This window comes from Deltaproteobacteria bacterium, assembly GCA_016875225.1.
Classification (GTDB): domain Bacteria; phylum Myxococcota_A; class UBA9160; order SZUA-336; family SZUA-336; genus VGRW01.
Genome location: VGRW01000039.1, coordinates 1 through 16,879, shown reverse-complemented (window position 1 = coordinate 16,879; position 16,879 = coordinate 1). Strand labels below are relative to the sequence as shown.

The window sequence follows — 16,879 nt, the reverse complement described above, 5'->3', positions numbered from 1 at the left end:
CCGTTCTTCGAGAGCGGTGCCCGAGTCTAGCGCGCTTCCGGCAGCGCCAAGAGGTCGGCGGGGGTGGGCATGGCGGCAGCCGCGCCGCGGCGCAGCGTCGCGGCGGCGCCCGCGCGCACGGCCTCGCGAAGCGCGGCAGAGAGCGGCTCGCCCCGCGCGAGCGCGAGCGCGAGCCCGCCGTTGAACGCGTCGCCCGCGCCGGTGGTGTCGAGCGCGCGGACACGCGGCGCGGCGACGTGCTCGAAGCCGGTCGCGTGAACCCAGACGCAGCCCTGCTCGCCGAGCTTCACCACCACGTCGCCGCCGGTTCGCGCCTGCAGCCGCGCGCCGGCCTGCGCGGCGGATTCGACGCTGCCGATCGCGATTCCCGTGAGCGCCTCGGCCTCGCTCTCGTTGGGCGTGAGCACGTCGACCAGCGCGAGCGTGCCGTCGGCGAGATCGCGCGCGGGCGCGGGGTCGAGCACGGTTCGCACGTGGTTCGCGCGCGCGAGCCAGAGCGCGGTCTCGACCGTCTCGGGCGGGAGCTCGAGCTGCACCAGCAGCACGGCGGACGCGCGGAACGCCGGCACCGCGTCGCGCACGTGCTCCGGGCGCACGCTTCGGTTCGCACCCGCGTCGACGGCGATCTGGTTCTGGCCGGTCGCCTCGTCGACGGTGATCAGCGCGGTGCCGGTGCGCTGGCCGGCGAGCGTCGCGACGTGCGTCGCGTCCACGCCCGCTTCGGCCAGCGCGCGAAGCGGAATCGCGGCGAACTCGTCGTCGCCCACGCAGCCGACCAGGTGCACGCGACCGCCCAGGCGCGCGGCGGCGATCGCCTGGTTCACGCCTTTGCCGCCTGCGCCGAGCAGCAGGCCGGTGGCGCGCAGCGTCTCGCCCGGCCGCACGAAGCGGGGCACGCGCACGGAGATGTCGATGTTCAGGCTGCCGACGACGGTGATGTCGCGCATCGCCCTTCAGGTAGGGCGCGCCGGGGAGCCGGGCAAGGGACCGGCGCTTGGAGTCGCGCCGCGGCGGCGGTACAAACAGGGGATGGGCATCACGACCGTGGTCGAGGTCGCCGTTCCCGTCCCGCTGGACGAGACCTTCGACTACGCGCTCCTCGACGGCCAGACCGCCGAGCCCGGCGCGCGCGTGCTCGTGCCCCACGGCGGCCGGCGCGTGGTGGGCGTGGTGGTCGCGCTGAAATCCGGCACCGCGCCGCGCGCGCGCGGAACGCTTCGCGCGGTGATCCAGGTGCTCGACGCGGAGCCGGTGCTCCCGCAGCCGCTTCTCGAGGCCGTGCTCCGCGTGGCACGCGACGCGCTCTGCCCGCCGGGAATCGCGCTCGCCGCCGCGATCCCGCCCGGCACGGCGTCGCGCCCGGGCACGAAGGTGACGCTGCTTCCCGCCGGTCTTCGCGCGCTCGAGCGAGGAGAGGTGCGCGGGACGCTGGGCCAGGTGCTCTGGGCGCTCGGCCGGCGCGCGCGCTCGGAGGCCGAGATCCGCACGCGCTTTCCCGCCGCGATCGCGGCGCTCGACCGGCTGGAGCGGCTCGGCTTCGTCTCGCGCGCGCCCGGCACCGATCCGCCCAAGGTGCGCCGAAAGCTCGAGCGCGTGTACCGCGTGGCGCCGGACCTGGACCGCGCTTCGGCCGAGCAGGCGCTCGCGCGCGCCCCGAAGCAGCTCGCGCTCCTCTCGGCGCTAGGCCCCGCGCCCGCGCCCGCTCGCTCGACGCCGGCGCTACGCGCGCTGGTCGAGGCGGGCTACGTGATCTGCGAGGAGCGCGAGCGCGTGCGCGGCTCGGCCGACGATCCGCTCGTGCCGACCGAGGCGGCGCCCGAGCTCACGCCACACCAGACCACCGCGCTCGCCGAGATCGCAAGCGCGATCGAGGCGCGAGGTGACTCGACCTTCCTGCTCTACGGCATCACCGGAAGCGGCAAGACGGAGGTCTACCAGCGCGCGGCCGACGTCGCGCTGCGCAAGGGCCGCTCGGTGATCGTGCTGGTGCCCGAGATCTCGCTCACGCACCAGGTCGTCGACCGCTTCCGCGCGCGCTTCGGCGACCGCGTCGCGGTTCTGCACAGCGGCCTCTCGGCCGGCGAGCGCTTCGACCAGTGGCGGCTGATCCGCGAGAACCGCGTGCCGATCGCGATCGGCGCGCGCTCGGCGGTCTTCGCGCCCTACACCGATCTGGGTCTGATCGTGATCGACGAGGAGCACGACGGCGCGTACAAGAGCGACGAGGGCTTCCGCTACCACGCGCGCGACGTCGCGCTCGCGCGCGCCGAGCGCGAGGGCTGCCCGGTGCTGCTCGGCTCCGCGACGCCCGACGTCGGCACGGCCTGGCGCTCCGCGCACGGCGAGTACGCGCGGCTCACGCTTCCCGAGCGCGTGGCGAGCCGGCCGCTGCCGACGGTGCAGATCGTGGACATGGGAAATCCCGGCGCGCGCGGACCCAAGCGCGGCATGCTCTCGCGGCCGCTTCGCGAGGCGCTGGCCGAGACGCTCGCCGCCGGCCAGCAGGCGATCCTGTTCCTCAATCGGCGCGGCTTCGCGGCGCACGTGTACTGCTTCTCTTGCGGCTTCGCGTTGCGCTGCACGCACTGCGACATCTCCCTCGTCTACCACGCGACCGAAGGCGTGCGGCGCATCGACGACCCGCTCGAGGGCGAGCTCCGCTGCCACTACTGCGGCTACCGCGAGGACCCGAAATCGCGCTGCCCGTCCTGCGACAGCCCCGAGGGCGGAATGGTGGCGTACGGCACCGAGCGGCTCGAGGAAGAGGTGAAGACGTCGTTCCCGAGCGCGCGCGTCGCGCGCCTGGACCGCGACACGTCGCGGCTCAAGGGCGCGCAGCGCGGAATCCTGGCCGCCTTCCACAGAAACGAGATCGACATCCTGGTCGGCACGCAGATGGTCGCGAAGGGGCACGACATCCCGAACGTGACGCTGGTCGGTGTCGTCGCGGCGGACCTGGGCCTGCACTTCCCCGACTTCCGGGCCGGCGAGCGCACCTTCCAGCTGCTAACGCAGGTGGCGGGCCGCGCCGGCCGCGGGCTGGAGCCGGGGCGCGTGGTGCTGCAGACCTTCCTTCCGCAGCACTACGCGATCGCGCTGGCGCGCACGCACGACTACCCGCGCTTCTACCGCGAAGAGGTCGCGCGGCGGCGCCCGCACGGCTGGCCGCCGTTCGCCGAGATCGTGCACGTCGCGCTCTCGGGAAAGCGCGCGGCGGCAGTCGAGGGTGCGGCGCTCGCGCTCGCGGGGCTCGCCAAGACCTGCCTCTCGGACGACACCGGCGGCGAGAGCGTGCGCGTGCTCGGTCCGGCGCCCGCCCCGCTCACTCGGATCCGCGACGAGTTCCGCTGGCAGCTGCTCCTGCTCGGCCCGCGCGAGGGCGTGCGCGTGGTCGCGCGCGAGCTGATGCGGCAGGCGCACGGCCCCGCCTTCGCCGGCGTGACCCTGCGGCTGGATGCCAACCCCCTGCAAATGCTATGAAATACGGCCGATGATCCGACAGGTCCTGCAGTTCCCCGACGCCCGGCTGCGCCAGAAGGCCGCGGCGGTCGAGCGCCACGAGATCGACGACGCGCTCCGCGCGCTCGCCGACGACATGGCCGAGACCATGTACGACGAGCCGGGCATCGGCCTGGCGGCGACGCAGGTCGGTGTCGCCAAGCGCCTGATCGTGATGGACCTGGACTGGAGCGAGGACGGCGAGCGCAACCCGCGCATCCTGCTGAACCCCGAGATCCGCGTGGCCGAGGGCCGAGCGGTGTCGGAGCAGGAGGGCTGCCTGTCGGTACCGGACTTCAAGTCGGACGTCGAGCGCCACGCGCGCGTGGTGGTGCGCGCGCGCACTCTGGACTGGGAGGAAGTCGAGTTCGACGCGACCGAGCTCGAATCGTTCTGCTTCCAGCACGAGATCGACCACCTGGACGGGGTCCTCTTCATCGACCACATCAGCAAGCTCAAGCGCGAGCTGTACGTACGGCGGCGCAAGAAGCAGCTCCGCCGCGATCAGGAGGAGCGCGAGCCGGCGGGCCACGCCGACGGCTGACTTGCGCCTGCTGTACTTCGGAACGCCGGACTTCGCGGTGCCGGCTCTTCGGGCGCTCGCCTCGAGCTCGCACACCCTGGTCGGCGTGGTGTCGCAGCCCGATCGTCCGCGCGGGCGCGGCCGGACCCTGGACGGAACGCCGGTGAAGATCGCGGCGACAGAGATCGGTGTAGATGTGTTGCAGCCGGAGAAGGTCGGAGACGAGAGCGCGCTCGCGTGGATGCGCGCGCGCGAGCCGGAGCTGGGAGTCGTGGTGGCATTCGGACAGTTCATCCCGAAGAGCGTGCGCGAGTTGCCGCGGCTGGGCTTGATCAACGCGCACGCGAGCTTGCTGCCGCGCTGGCGCGGCGCCGCGCCGATCGAGTGGGCGATCGACGCGGGCGACCCGCGCACGGGCATCTCGGTGATGCGCGTGGTGAAGGAGATGGACGCGGGCGACGTGTGCCTGGTGCGCGAGACCGCGATCGGCGCGGACGAGACCGCCGGCGAGGTCTCAGCTCGGTTGGCCGAGCTCGCCGCGCAGGCGCTGCTCGACGCTGTGGACCAGCTCGCGAATGGCCGCGCGGTCTTCGCGCCGCAGGGCTCCGTGCGCGTCACGCTCGCGCCGAAGCTCGACCGCGGCTTCGCTCAGCTCGACTTCACGCAGCCCGCCGAGCGTCTGCTGCGGCGCATCCGCGCGGCCACGCCGCGGCCGGGGGTCGACATCGAGCTGGTCCGCGCCGCCAAGCGCATGCGCATCGTGCGCGCGAAGCTCGGCCCCGACCACTTCGGCCACGCGCGGCCCGGCGCGCTTCGCGTCGAGGCGGGCCGCCTGCTGCTCGCCGCGGGCGACGCGTATCTCGAGCTCGAGCAGATCCAGCTCGCCGGCAAGCGGCCGATGCGCGCCGACGAGCTGCTTCGCGGATTCCGGGTTCCCGATGCCGAGGAGGCGCGCACGCCGTGACCGAGACCCCGTTCGTCCCCACCGCCCGCGGCATCGCCTGGTTCGTGCTCGAGCGCGTCGACCGCGACCGCGCCTTCGCCGAGATCGTGCTGCACGCGGCGCTTCCCGAGGCGAAGCTCGAGATCCGCGACCGCGCGCTCGCCACCGAGCTCAGCTACGGAACGCTGCGGCTGCGCGGCCGCGTGGATGCGGCGCTCGGCCAGGCGCTCGACCGCCCGCTGCGCCGGGTCGAGTCCGAGGTGCGAAATCTGCTCCGGCTCGGCGCGTACCAGCTGCTCTGCCTGGACTCGATCCCGGACGCCGCGGTCGTACACGAGACCGTGTTGCTCGCGCGAAAAGTAGGCTTCGAGCGCGCCACCGGTTTCACCAACGCGGTGCTGCGCGGCCTGATCCGTGTTCGCGACGAGCAGCGCCTGGTCTGGCCCGATCCGGTCGCGGACCCGATCGGCCACGTCGAGCAGTGGGGATCGATGCCTCGTTGGCTCGCCGAGCGGCTCGTCGCCGAGCTCGGCCCGGAAGACGCCGTCGCCTTCGCCGAGGCCTGCGCGAAGGCGCCGCCGCGCACCGTCCGCGTGACGGCGAACGGAGTGCGCGAGCGGGTCGCGCGCGAGCTCGGCGGCGTGCCGACGCCGTACGCGCCGAAGGGCGTGACGAACGCCGCGAAGGACCCCTCGCGAGGGCCGGCCTTCGACCGCGGCGAGTACGTGATCCAGGACGAGGCCTCGCAGCTGGTGCCGCTCCTGCTCGGCGCCGAGCCGAACGACACGGTGGTCGACTGCTGCGCCGCGCCCGGCACCAAGGCGGTCCAGCTCGCCGAGATCGTCGGGCCACGCGGAGAGGTGATCGCGCTGGAGCAGAACCGCACGCGCATGGCGCTGATCTACAAGAGCGCGCAGCGGCTGGGCCTGCACAACGTCCGCCCGCTCGAGCGCGACGTGGCGAAGGGCTTCGACCTGAAGGGCCCGTCGTTCTACCGGCGCATCCTCGTCGACGCGCCCTGCTCCGGGCTCGGCACGCTGCGGCGCAATCCCGACGCGCGCTGGCGTGTGCGCCCCGAGGAGATCCCGCGCTGCGCCGAGCGCGCGCTCGAGATCCTCTCGTCCGCGGGGCGCTACGTCGAGGAAGGCGGCTCGCTCGTCTATAGTGTCTGCACCTTCACCCCCGAGGAGACCCGTGGAGTGGTGTCGCGTTTCCTCGAGTCGGCCAAGGAGTTCCGGATCGACGATCCGAGGCCGTTCCTGCCCGAGCCCGCGCACGTGCTGGTGACCGCCGAGAACGAGCTTTCCACCTGGCCGCAGCGCCACGGCTGCGACGGCTTCTTCGCGGTTCGCCTGGTGCGCGCATGACCCCGTACAAGATCGCGCCGTCGATCCTCTCGGCCGACTTCGGGCGGCTGGCCGAAGAGGTGCGAGCCGCCGAGCGCGCCGGCGCGGACTGGATGCACCTGGACGTGATGGACGGCCACTTCGTGCCCAACCTGACCATCGGCCCCGACGTCGTCGCGGCGGTCGCGAAGGTGACCAAGCTCCCGGTCGACGTGCACCTGATGGTGCGCGAGCCCGACCACCTGCTCGAGGCGTTCGTGGCCGCGGGCGCGACGGCGCTCGGCGTCCACGTCGAGGCCTGCACGCACCTGCACCGCACGCTGGAGCGGATCCGAAAGCTCGGCGTACGGCCGTGCGTGGTGCTGAACCCCGCCACGCCGGCAGCCGCGATCGAGCCGGTGATGGGAATGGTGGATCAGGTCCTGGTCATGACCGTGAACCCGGGCTTCGGCGGCCAGAAGTTCATCGCGTCCACCCTTCCGAAGATCCGCGAGATCCGGAAGTGGATCGACCGCGACCGCCGCGAGATCGACCTGGTCGTCGACGGCGGAATCGGCCCGGACACGATCGAGAGCGTGGCGCTGCACGGCGCGCGCGTGTTCGTGATGGGAGCGGCGTTCTTCAAGACCGCCGACTACAAGAGCACCGTCGATTCCATACGCGCGAAGCTCGCGCCGTACTGATCCTCTCGGGCCCTTAGCTCAGTGGTGAGAGCGGCCGGCTCATAACCGGTTGGTCCCGGGTTCGAACCCCGGAGGGCCCACTTCCCATTGACTACGTTCGCCTTCGGCTCACTGCGCGCGCGGCTTCGCGGCGCTTGCGGGGCTCGGCTCGGGGCGGCCCTCGCCTCGCCGGTGGGCTAGGATGGCGCTGCCCCGATCCCCGGGGCGGAAGGAGGCTCGAGATGACTGCGCGATTCGTTTGCGACGGGTGCTCATGCCTCCGGCGGAGCCGACGGATCGGGTAGGTTCGCAGACCGATCTTCTGGCGAGGAATCCGGCGAGTCGCAGGCGTGGGCCTGCGGCTCGTTTTTTTTCGTCCTCGCCTTGGAGATCGGAGTGTCGAAGGAGCGGATCGGCTCGAGGTTGTCCGGCGCGGCGTTCACGCGCGGAATGCTCGCGGACCAGGAGAAGGCCGCGGTTCTGCGCGAGTTCGGCGGGCAGGGCCTGATCACGGACGTGCTCGGCGTGATCGGAGACGGCAAGGAGGCGACGGTGTACTGCTGCGCCGCCGACGCCTCGACGGGCGTCGAGCTTCTGGCGGCGAAGGTGTACCGGGCGCAGAAGTTCCGCGCGTTCGCGCACGCGCGGGACTACGCGAGCGCGCGCGTCGTGCTCGACGCTCGCAAGGGGCGCGCGATGAAGGCCCCCACCGAGAAGGGCCGGCGCATGGCGCACCACGCCTGGATCGACTGGGAATGGGAGACGCTCTGCGCCCTGCACGACGCGGGCGTCAGCGTGCCGAGCGCGCTGGCGGCCTCGGACGACGCGATCCTGATGGAGTACGTCGGCGATCGCGAGGGCCCGGCGCCGCAGCTGCGCCACGTCGAGCTCACGATCGAGCAGGCGCGCGCGGCGCTGGCGCGGCTGCTCCAGGACGTCGAGCGCATGCTCGACCTGCACCGGGTGCACGGCGACCTGTCGGCGTACAACGTGCTCTGGTGGCAGGAGCGGCCCGTGATCATCGACGTGCCGCAGTCGGTCGACCTGCACGCGAGTCGCGACGGCCTTCCGCATCTGCTCCGCGACGTGCGCAATCTGGAGCGCTACTTCGCGCGCTACGGACTCTCGGCGGACGGCTTCGCGGAGGGCGCATGGCGCCGCTATTTGCGCGGCGAGCTCGGGGGGTAGGGCTACGCGAATTCCGGATCGTGTCCTAAGCTGGCGGCGTGGGTGAGGGAGTCGGGCGCGCGCCGCTGCGCGTCGTGTCGTATCCGGGGGACGTCCGCATCTCGGGGGTCCCGGCGGAGCTCGTGCGCGCGGGGTCGCTCGCGGAGCTCCGCGGCGAGCTCGCGAAGGCGGAGCCAGCGGCGATCGTGATCGATCTGGCCAGCGGCGGCCACGGCGCGCTCGACGTGCTGCGCGAGCGACGCGCGCGCGGCTCGACCGTGCCGGCGCTTCTGCTCGTGCAACACGGCGACGCCGAGGCCGTGGAGCGCGCGCGAACGCTGCGCTTCTGCACGATGCTCGCGAGCGAGAGCGCGTCGAGCGCCGTGCTGTCGGCCGCGCTCGTCGAGCTGCTCGAGCTCTTGCCCGCGGCGCCGGCCGACGCCTCGCGCGCGCCGGCCATGCTCTTCAAGACCGACTCACGCGGGAGCTTCACTCACTTCACCCGGCGCTTTCTCGCGTACCTGGGTCTCTCCGAGAATGCGGCTCGTGGCCTCGGTTGGACCGAGCGCATCCACCCGGAGGACCGCGGCGTCTGGGCGGCGACGTTCGCGGCCGCGCTCGAGGAGCCCGACGCGTTCGAGGTCGACCTGCGCGTCTGCACGGCGTCGGGGGTGCACCGCTGGGTGCGAATCTCGGCGCTTCCCGGCTTCGACGCCAAGGAGGAGCTCTCGGGCTTCGTGGGCTCGGTATTCGAGATCGACGATCTGGTCGAGGCGCGCGAGCTGGCCCGGGCCGACGCGGCGAAGCTCGAGACCGTGAGTGGCGAGCTCGAAGAGGTCGCTCTCGCGGGCGCGCACGATCTTCAGGAGCCGCTGCGCAGCATCGAGCAGCTCTTGAAGCTCGCGCTGGCGGGCGAGTCTTCGGACCTGGGCCTGGCGCTGCGGCAGGTCTCGCACATGCGCGACCTGCTTCGCGACCTGGTCGACTATGCGGCATCGAGCGCGGTCCATCTGGCCGTCGAGCCGACGGAGCTCGCGCAGGCGGTCGAGTGGGCGCTCGAGAACCTGCGGCCCGCGATCGGCGAGTGCGACGCCGAGGTCAAGATCGACGGGCTCGCGCGCGTGAACGCCGACCCGATCCAGATCGCGCGCGTGTTCCAGAACCTGGTGGCGAACGCGCTGCGCTTCCGCAGCGGCTCGCGCCCGATCATCTGCATCGGCGCGGAGCCGCGCGAGCGCGACGTGCTCGTCTACGTGCGCGACAACGGAATCGGCATTCCGGCCCAGCACCACGAGACCATCTTCCGCGTCTTCGAGCGCCTGCACGGCGGCGAGCTTCCCGGCACGGGCGTGGGGCTCGCAATCTGCCGCCGCATCCTCGAACGGCACGGCGGACGGATCTGGGTCGAGTCGGATCCCGGCCAGGGCGCGACGTTCTACTTCACGCTGCCGCGCGGATAGACGCGAGGCACCGGCATTGAGCCCGCCGGCGGAACGAGCGCTTCGGGTCGCGGGAACCGCCGCGGCCCTCGCGCTCGCGACCGTCGCCGCCTACGGCAGCTTCGCCGGCTTCGAGTTCGTGAACTGGGACGACAACGTCTACGTGACCGCGAACTCGCGCGTGAAGTCGGGGCTCTCGCTCGAGTCGCTGCGCTGGGCGCTCTCCGCGATGGCCGCGCACAACTGGCACCCGCTCACCTGGGTCTCGCACATGCTCGACGTCGAGCTCTTCGGCCTCGACGCGGTCGGGCACCACCGCACGAGCCTCGCGCTGCACGTGCTCGCGACGCTGCTGCTCTTCCGCGCCTTCCTGCGCATGACCGGCGCGCTCGGGCGAAGCGCGTTCGCCGCGGGGCTCTTCGCGCTGCACCCGCTGCACGTCGAGTCGGTGGCGTGGATCGCGGAGCGCAAGGACGTGCTCAGCGGGCTCTGCTTCGCGGGCGTGCTGAATCTGTACGCGCACTACGCCGAGCGCCCGTCGCGCCTGCGCTACCTCTGGGTCTTCGCCGCGACCGCGGCGGGACTGGCGGCGAAGCCCATGCTCGTGACGCTGCCGGCGCTGCTTCTGCTCGTCGACGTCTGGCCGCTCGGCCGACTCCGCGTGGCGCGCCCGATCGATCGGCGCCGGGCCTTCGCGCTCGTGCTGGAGAAGCTGCCGCTCTTCGCGCTCGCCGCCGCGGCCAGCGCCATGACGGTGCTCGCGCAGGGCACGGCCATCGCGCTCGCTTCGCACTTCACGCTCGGGCAGCGGCTGGGCAACGCGCTGGTCTCGCTGGCCCGCTACCTGGGCGCGACGATCCTGCCGACCGGGCTCTCGATCAGCTACACACACCCGGGAACCTGGCCCGCGACCGCGCTTCTGGGCGCGGGTCTGCTGCTCGCGGGAATCACGCTCCTGTCGCTGCGCGCGCTGCCGACGCGCCCCTGGCTCGCGGTCGGATGGCTCTGGTACGTCGGCATGCTGGTTCCCGTGATCGGGGTGATCCAGGTCGGCGAGCAGGCCATGGCGGACCGCTACACCTATCTGCCGTCGATCGGCCTGTTCGCGATCGCCGCCTGGGGCGTTCCGGAGCTGGTTCCCCGGTTCCGCTTTCGCAGTCACGCGCTCGCGCTCGGCGCGCTCGCGGTGCTCGCGGCCTTCGGCGTGCAGACGCGCGCGCAGGTGCAGTACTGGCGCAACAGCAACGCGCTCTGGCAGCGCGCGCACGCCGTCGATCCGCTCGATCCGCTCGCGCTGGAGGTGCTCGGAGTGCTCGCGGAGGAGCAGAACCGGCACGCCGAGGCGCTCGACCTGTACCGGCGCGCGCTCGAGATCGATCCGCGCCGGCAGAATTCGCAGTACAACCTGGGCAACCTGCTGCTCTGGTACGGGCGATCCGCGGAGGCGCTCGGCCCGCTTCGCGAGGCGGTGCGGATCCGGCCGGACTTCGCGGTCGCCTACGAGGCTCTCGGCCACGCGTACCGCGACCTCGGCGAGGCCACGCTCTCGCTGCAGGCGTTCCAGCGCTCGGTCGAGATCGAGCCCGACGCCCCGAACGCGCAGTACAATCTGGGGGTCGGGCTGCTGCGCGCGGGACGGCCGCGCGAGGCTCTTACACCGTTTGGTGAAGCCGCTCGGATCCGGCCGGACTACACGATGGCCTTCGTCGGCCTCGCCGACGCCCACATGGCCCTCGGCGACCGGAGCGCGGCGCTCGCCGACGCCCGCCGGGCGCTCGCCCTCGCGCGCGAGCAGGGCGACACGGAGCTCGCGGAGCGGATCGAGGGCCACTTCGACGAGCTGCGCTCGGGCTCGGCCCGCTAGCGGCAGCGGGCGGAAAGACCGGATACGATTCCCGCCGACCCAGTCGAGGAGCCACGTGGCGAACATCCTGCAGAGCCTTCCGGTCGGTGAGCGCGTCGGGATCGCCTTCTCGGGCGGCCTCGACACGAGCGCGGCGCTGCACTGGATGCGCCAGAAGGGCGCGATCCCGTACGCGTACACCGCGAACCTCGGCCAGCCGGACGAGCCGGACTACGACGAGATCCCGCGCAAGGCGCTCCAGTACGGCGCCGAGCGCGCGCGGCTGGTCGACTGCCGGCGCGCGCTGGTCCACGAGGGCCTGGCGGCGCTGCAGTGCGGCGCGTTCCACATCACCACCGCGGGCGTCCCGTACTTCAACACCACGCCGCTCGGCCGCGCGGTGACCGGCACCCTGCTCGTCGCCGCGATGAAGGACGACGACGTAAACATCTGGGGCGACGGCAGCACGTACAAGGGCAACGACATCGAGCGCTTCTACCGCTACGGGCTGCTCGCCAATCCGAACCTGCGCATCTACAAGCCCTGGCTCGACCAGACGTTCATCGACGAGCTCGGTGGCCGCAAGGAGATGAGCGAGTACATGGAGCGCGCCGGCTTCGCGTACCGGATGAGCGTCGAGAAGGCGTACTCGACCGACTCCAACCTGCTCGGCGCGACCCACGAGGCCAAGGACCTGGAGCGCCTGAACGCCGGGATCAAGATCGTGCAGCCGATCATGGGCGTCGCCGCGTTCCGCGAGGACGTGGTCGTGCGCGCCGAGACGGTCACGATCCGCTTCGAAGAGGGCCAGCCGGTCGCGCTGAACGGCATGACCTACACCGATCCGGTCAAGCTCTTGCTCGACGCGAACGCGATCGGCGGGCGCCACGGGCTGGGCATGAGCGACCAGATCGAGAACCGCATCATCGAGGCCAAGAGCCGCGGCATCTACGAGGCGCCGGGAATGGCGCTGCTCTTCATCGGCTACGAGCGGCTCGTCACCGGCATCCACAACGAGGACACGATCGAGCAGTACCGCGAGAACGGCCGCAGGCTCGGGCGCCTGCTCTACCAGGGCCGTTGGTTCGACCCGCAGGCGATGATGCTTCGCGAGTCCGCGCAGCGCTGGATCGCGCGCGCGATCACCGGCGAGGTCACCGTCGAGCTGCGGCGCGGAAACGACTGGTCGCTTCTCGACACCGTGAGCCCCAACCTGACCTATCACCCGGAGCGGCTGACCATGGAGAAGGGCAGCTCCGTGTTCTCGCCGCAGGATCGCATCGGCCAGCTCACGATGCGCAATCTCGACATCAGCGACACGCGCGACAAGCTGGGGATCTACACCAAGGCCGGGCTGCTCTCCCAGCCGTCGAGCGGGGAGCTGCCGCTGTTGCCGGCCGTCGAGAGCGAGCGCGAGCCGGGCGAAGAGTAGAGCCGGCATCCACCGTGGCGGGAACGGTACGAGCCCTCCTCGCGCTGCTCCTGTTCGTCCCGTTCGCGATGGCGATGTTCCAGCGCAAGCCGCGCGCGACCGCAGCGTCGATCGTGTTCCTGTGCGGCATCGGCTTCCTTCCCGAGCAGGCCGCGTTCGATCTGCCGACGCTGCCGCCGATCGGCAAGGAGTACCTCACCTATCTCTGCGCTCTTGCCGGCGGGATGATCTACCGGGCGAAGAGCATCGCTTCGGCGCGGCCGGGCCGCGGCCTCGAGGCGCTGGTCGTGCTGATGCTGGTCGAGAACATCATCACGGCGTTCATGAATCCGGATCCGATGTGGGACGAGGGCAAGCTCGAGGCGGGGCTCGGCATCTGGGACGTGGTCGCGAAGACCGGCGACGACGCGCTCGGCATCGCCCTGCCGTACTTCGTGGGCCGGGCGCTGTTCCGGACCCGGCAGGACGCGCTCGTGCTGATGAGGACCCTGGGCATGGTCGGGCTGGTCTACACCGTGCTGATCGTGATCGAGGTCGCGGGAAGCATTCCGTTCAAGGTGTTCCAGCTGGGCGAGCGCGTGTACGGGATCCGCCAGCAGCCGCTCTGGCGCTGGGGCGTGATCCAGCCCGTGGTCTTTCTCGACAACGGACTCTCCGTCGCGACCTTCATGGCGGCGTGTCTGATCGCGGTCGCTGCGCTGATCAAGATCCGCGTCGAGTGGCTTCCGATCCGCGCCACGCGCGCGCGGCTCGCCGTCGCGTTCGGACTGCTCATGACCCGCAGCGTCGCGGGAAACGTGTACGGGCACGTGTTGACGCTCTGCTTCGCGCTGCTGAAGGCGCGGACGATCGCGGCGATCGGGCTCGGGCTCGTGACGCTCTCGTGCACGTATCCCGCGCTGCGGACGGCGGACCTGTTCCCGAACCGGAAGCTGGTCGAGTTCGCGCAAGGACTGGACCGCGAGCGCGCGCGCTCGCTCTCGGGTCGCTTCGACGAAGAGGACTTCGTGCTCGAGGGGCTGGGAGAGAAGTACTGGTTCGGCTGGGGCAACTACGTGCGCACGCCCGGCGCCGAGACCTTCGGCGTGGGCGAGGTCGGAATCGACGGCTGGTGGGTCAACCGGATCGGAACCCACGGCATCATCGGGGTGCAGCTGCACTACGCGATCTTCGGCTGGCCGGTCTTCCTGGCCTGGCGGCGCATGCGGCGGCTTCGCGATCCCGTGCTGATGGCGCTGCTCGCGGCGCTGATGGTGATGGTCGGGATGCGCTCGGTCGATCTGCTCCTGAACGGCTGGTGGAACTCGCTGCCGGTCTTCTTCGCGGGCGTGCTCACGGGCGTATCGAGCTCGATCGGCCGAGGTCCCCCGCCAGCGATGTCCACTGCGCTGGCCGCGCCGCGCTTCGAGCCGTCCAGCTCCAGAGACGCCTGACTCGGGCGGACGCCCGAACGGCGGCGCGTAGCGTCGGCACGTGCCTTGCTCTCTCGGGTCGCAATGAAGACCCGCCAGCCATCCCGGCGAAGCAACCTCCGGCCGGTCCCCGCGGTGTCGGCTCCGGAGGAGGTGGATGTGACGCTGTTGTTCTGCGACGTGGTGCGCTCGACCGAGCTCACGCGTCGGCTCGGCGACCGCGGCGCCTACGGCGTGATCCAGGAGTTCCACGACCTGGTGCTCCGCGCCGCGACTCCCGAGGGCGGCCACGAGCTCGAGCTTCGCGGCGACGGCGTGCTGCTCGCGTTCGAGGACTCACGGCACGCGGTGGACTGCGGGGTCGGGATCCAGCGCAGCCTGCTCGGCATGCCCCAGGATCGGCGCGTGAGTGCCCGGATCGGCATCCACACCGGTTCCGCGCTTCGCGTCGCGACCGGCTACTTCGGCAGCAACGTGATCCTCGCCGCGCGCGTGGCGGAGGAGGCCGCGCCGGGCGAGATCCTCGTCTCGTCGGCCATCGTGCAGAAGCTCTCGGAGCACGGGCTCTCCGTGGACGCCGGGCACTGGGTGACGCTCAAGGGGATTCCGGAAGCGTGCCTCGTGTTCTCGCTCCCCTGGCGTTCGAAGCGCGAGTCTTTCGAGAAACCTTCGGCCTGGTCCCCCGCGCACGAAGCGATGTGTCTGGCATTCGGCAGCGTACGTGAAACAGGATCCGAGAGCGACGCCCCGTCGTGTATGCTCGGCCCGCGTGGCCAGGCATGAGGGCGATCCCGATGAGTGACCCCGCGCCCGACGAGCTCGGGCGAATGAAGCGCGAACGGGACCTGTACCGCGCCCTTCTCGAGCTCGGCGGGCAGGAGCGGCTCGAGCCGCTGCTCGAGCACGCGCTGGCGCTGGTGGTCGACGTCACCGGCGCTTCGCAGGGCTATCTCGAGGTGCGCGACGCGGCCAGCGACGACAACGCCGCGACCTGGTGGATGGGCCACGCGTGCTCGCCGGCCGAGGTCGACGAGATCCGCGCCTCGGTCTCGCGCGGCATCATCGCCGAGGCGCTCGCGAGCGGCCGCACGATCCTCACCCACTCCGCGCTCCTCGACGACCGCTTCCGCAATCGCGAGAGCGTGCGCACGCGCAAGATCGAGGCCGTGATCTGCGCGCCGATCGGCGGCGACGTCTCGCGCGGCGTGGTGTACCTGCAGGGCCGCGCGGCGCCGGGCGTGTTCACGGACGAGGCGCGCGAACACGCCGAGGCGATGGCGCGCCACCTGGCGCCGTTCGTCGAGCGGCTGCTCGAGCGCGCGCGAAGCGAACGCGCGGGCGACGCCACCCGCGCGCTGCGCTCGCGCTACCGCGTGGACGAGATCGTCGGACGCGGCCACGCGATCGCGCAGGCGCTCGAGCAGGCCATGCTCGCCGCGCCGCTCGACGTGAGCGTGCTTCTCACCGGCCCGTCGGGCAGCGGCAAGAGCCTGCTCGCGCGCTCGATCCACGCGAACAGCCGCCGCGCGGCCGGTCCGTTCGTCGAGCTGAACTGCGCGGCGCTGCCCGAGACACTTCTCGAGAGCGAGCTCTTCGGCGCGCCCGCCGGCAGTCACTCCGAGGCGCGCCGCAATCAGGCCGGAAAGGTCGCCGCGGCCGAGGGCGGCACGCTGTTCCTCGACGAGGTCGGCGAGATTCCGTTCGCCGCACAGGCCAAGCTGCTGCAGCTGCTCCAGTCCAAGCAGTACTACCCGCTCGGCAGCCCGCAGCCGGTGCTGGCCGACATCCGCCTGATCGCCGCCACCAACGAGGACCTGCGCGAGGCCGTGAAGGCGCGCCGCTTCCGCGAGGACCTGTTCTACCGCCTGCAGGTGCTGCCGATCCGCATGCCCGAGCTCGCCGAGCGCCGCGAGGACCTGCCCGACCTGTCCACGCACCTGCTCGACTCGGCCTGCCGCCGCAACGGCCTGCCCTCGCTTCGCCTCGGCAGCGCCGCCCTGCGCGCGATCCAGGCCGGCGAGTGGCCGGGAAACGTCCGCGAGCTCGAGAACGCAGTCCAGGCCGCCGCGATTCGCGCCGCCGGCGAGGGCGTCGACACGATCGAGCCCCGCCACCTGTTCCCGACCGCCGCCCGCCCGACCGAGGCCCCCGGCGAGTTCAGCTTCCGCGACGCCACCCGCTGGTTCCAGCGCGAGCTCGTCGAGCGCACCCTGCGCGACCACGACTGGAACATCGCCGAAGCCGCGCGCCGCCTCGGCCTGGCCCGCTCCCACGTCTACAACCTGATCCGCGCGTTCGAGATCGGGCGGGAGTGAGTGAACGACTGACTGTCAAGGAGGCAATATGTCCGAAAGGCTCCGATCGCCGTCTCGCCGCGCCCTGCTGCGCGCCGCCGGATTGATTCCGTTCGCGCTCGCGGGTGCCTGCGCGCTGTCGGCCGACACGACGGCCGAGATCGAGGGGCTCGTGAAGGGGCTCGGGCTGACCCCGGAAGAGGACGAAAAGCTGACTAGAAGCGGTCCCAAAATAGATGTTGCGCTACGGTGTAGCCAACGCGAGTTCGGGCAGCGGGTGCTGACGCGAGACTCGTCTCCCCTTTCGAAGGGGGAGGTGG

Annotated in this window: 13 protein-coding genes and 1 tRNA gene; 13 read left to right on the top strand and 1 reads right to left on the bottom strand. The window is 71.7% G+C overall.

What is annotated here, in order from left to right:
- Nucleotides 1-26 precede the first annotated feature (26 nt).
- A complete protein-coding gene (rbsK, locus tag FJ108_10865; protein ID MBM4336397.1) occupies nucleotides 27-947 on the bottom strand; it encodes a ribokinase in 921 nt (306 codons plus the stop codon).
- Between rbsK and priA the strand changes: the two genes are divergently transcribed.
- From priA to FJ108_10800, 13 genes are all read left to right on the top strand, one after another.
- Complete coding sequence (gene priA / locus FJ108_10860) at nucleotides 907-3,480, top strand: primosomal protein N' (GenBank protein MBM4336396.1); 2,574 nt, start codon at nucleotides 907-909, stop codon at nucleotides 3,478-3,480. The genes rbsK and priA overlap by 41 nt on opposite strands.
- A gap of 10 nt (nucleotides 3,481-3,490) precedes the next feature.
- On the top strand, nucleotides 3,491-4,042 hold the full coding sequence (gene def / locus FJ108_10855; protein MBM4336395.1) for a peptide deformylase: 552 nt from the start codon (nucleotides 3,491-3,493) through the stop codon (nucleotides 4,040-4,042).
- Nucleotides 4,002-4,985: a methionyl-tRNA formyltransferase gene (locus FJ108_10850; GenBank protein MBM4336394.1), complete on the top strand. Its 984-nt coding sequence runs from the start codon at nucleotides 4,002-4,004 to the stop codon at nucleotides 4,983-4,985. Before def ends, FJ108_10850 begins: the two co-directional genes overlap by 41 nt.
- A complete protein-coding gene (rsmB, locus tag FJ108_10845) occupies nucleotides 4,484-6,331 on the top strand; it encodes a 16S rRNA (cytosine(967)-C(5))-methyltransferase RsmB (protein MBM4336393.1) in 1,848 nt (615 codons plus the stop codon). The genes FJ108_10850 and rsmB overlap by 502 nt, the downstream gene beginning before the upstream one ends.
- Nucleotides 6,328-6,993 carry a ribulose-phosphate 3-epimerase gene (locus FJ108_10840; protein ID MBM4336392.1) on the top strand — a complete coding sequence of 222 codons (666 nt, stop codon included), beginning with the start codon at nucleotides 6,328-6,330 and terminating at the stop codon, nucleotides 6,991-6,993. The genes rsmB and FJ108_10840 overlap by 4 nt, the downstream gene beginning before the upstream one ends.
- 7 nt (nucleotides 6,994-7,000) lie before the next feature.
- A tRNA-Met gene (locus tag FJ108_10835) sits at nucleotides 7,001-7,073 on the top strand.
- Nucleotides 7,074-7,368: 295 nt separating this feature from the next.
- Entirely contained in the window at nucleotides 7,369-8,160 is a 792-nt protein-coding gene (locus tag FJ108_10830) for a serine protein kinase RIO (GenBank protein ID MBM4336391.1), read from the top strand.
- A 38-nt stretch (nucleotides 8,161-8,198) separates the two neighbouring features.
- Nucleotides 8,199-9,599, top strand: coding sequence for a PAS domain S-box protein (locus FJ108_10825; protein MBM4336390.1), 1,401 nt, complete (start codon nucleotides 8,199-8,201; stop codon nucleotides 9,597-9,599).
- Between the two features lie 16 nt (nucleotides 9,600-9,615).
- Entirely contained in the window at nucleotides 9,616-11,442 is a 1,827-nt protein-coding gene (locus tag FJ108_10820) for a tetratricopeptide repeat protein (GenBank protein ID MBM4336389.1), read from the top strand.
- A 55-nt stretch (nucleotides 11,443-11,497) separates the two neighbouring features.
- Nucleotides 11,498-12,853, top strand: a complete 1,356-nt coding sequence (argG, locus tag FJ108_10815; protein MBM4336388.1) for an argininosuccinate synthase — start codon at nucleotides 11,498-11,500, stop codon at nucleotides 12,851-12,853.
- A 14-nt stretch (nucleotides 12,854-12,867) separates the two neighbouring features.
- Nucleotides 12,868-14,286 (top strand): hypothetical protein, encoded by a 1,419-nt coding sequence (locus FJ108_10810; GenBank protein MBM4336387.1) that lies wholly within the window; start codon nucleotides 12,868-12,870, stop codon nucleotides 14,284-14,286.
- 63 nt (nucleotides 14,287-14,349) lie between these two features.
- Complete coding sequence (locus tag FJ108_10805; GenBank protein ID MBM4336386.1) at nucleotides 14,350-15,048, top strand: adenylate/guanylate cyclase domain-containing protein; 699 nt, start codon at nucleotides 14,350-14,352, stop codon at nucleotides 15,046-15,048.
- A gap of 11 nt (nucleotides 15,049-15,059) precedes the next feature.
- Nucleotides 15,060-16,580 (top strand): AAA family ATPase, encoded by a 1,521-nt coding sequence (locus tag FJ108_10800; GenBank protein ID MBM4336385.1) that lies wholly within the window; start codon nucleotides 15,060-15,062, stop codon nucleotides 16,578-16,580.
- The last annotated feature ends 299 nt before the right edge of the window (nucleotides 16,581-16,879 follow it).

What these genes read in the sequence shown, in the direction of transcription:
- rbsK (MBM4336397.1), bottom strand. Translation starts at nt 947, where the DNA reads ATGCGCGACATCACCGTCGTCGGCAGCCTGAACATCGACATCTCCGTG.
- FJ108_10840 (MBM4336392.1), top strand. Translation starts at nt 6,328, where the DNA reads ATGACCCCGTACAAGATCGCGCCGTCGATCCTCTCGGCCGACTTCGGG.
- def (MBM4336395.1), top strand. Translation starts at nt 3,491, where the DNA reads ATGATCCGACAGGTCCTGCAGTTCCCCGACGCCCGGCTGCGCCAGAAG.
- FJ108_10800 (MBM4336385.1), top strand. Translation starts at nt 15,060, where the DNA reads ATGAGTGACCCCGCGCCCGACGAGCTCGGGCGAATGAAGCGCGAACGG.
- FJ108_10805 (MBM4336386.1), top strand. Translation starts at nt 14,350, where the DNA reads ATGAAGACCCGCCAGCCATCCCGGCGAAGCAACCTCCGGCCGGTCCCC.
- priA (MBM4336396.1), top strand. Translation starts at nt 907, where the DNA reads ATGTCGATGTTCAGGCTGCCGACGACGGTGATGTCGCGCATCGCCCTT.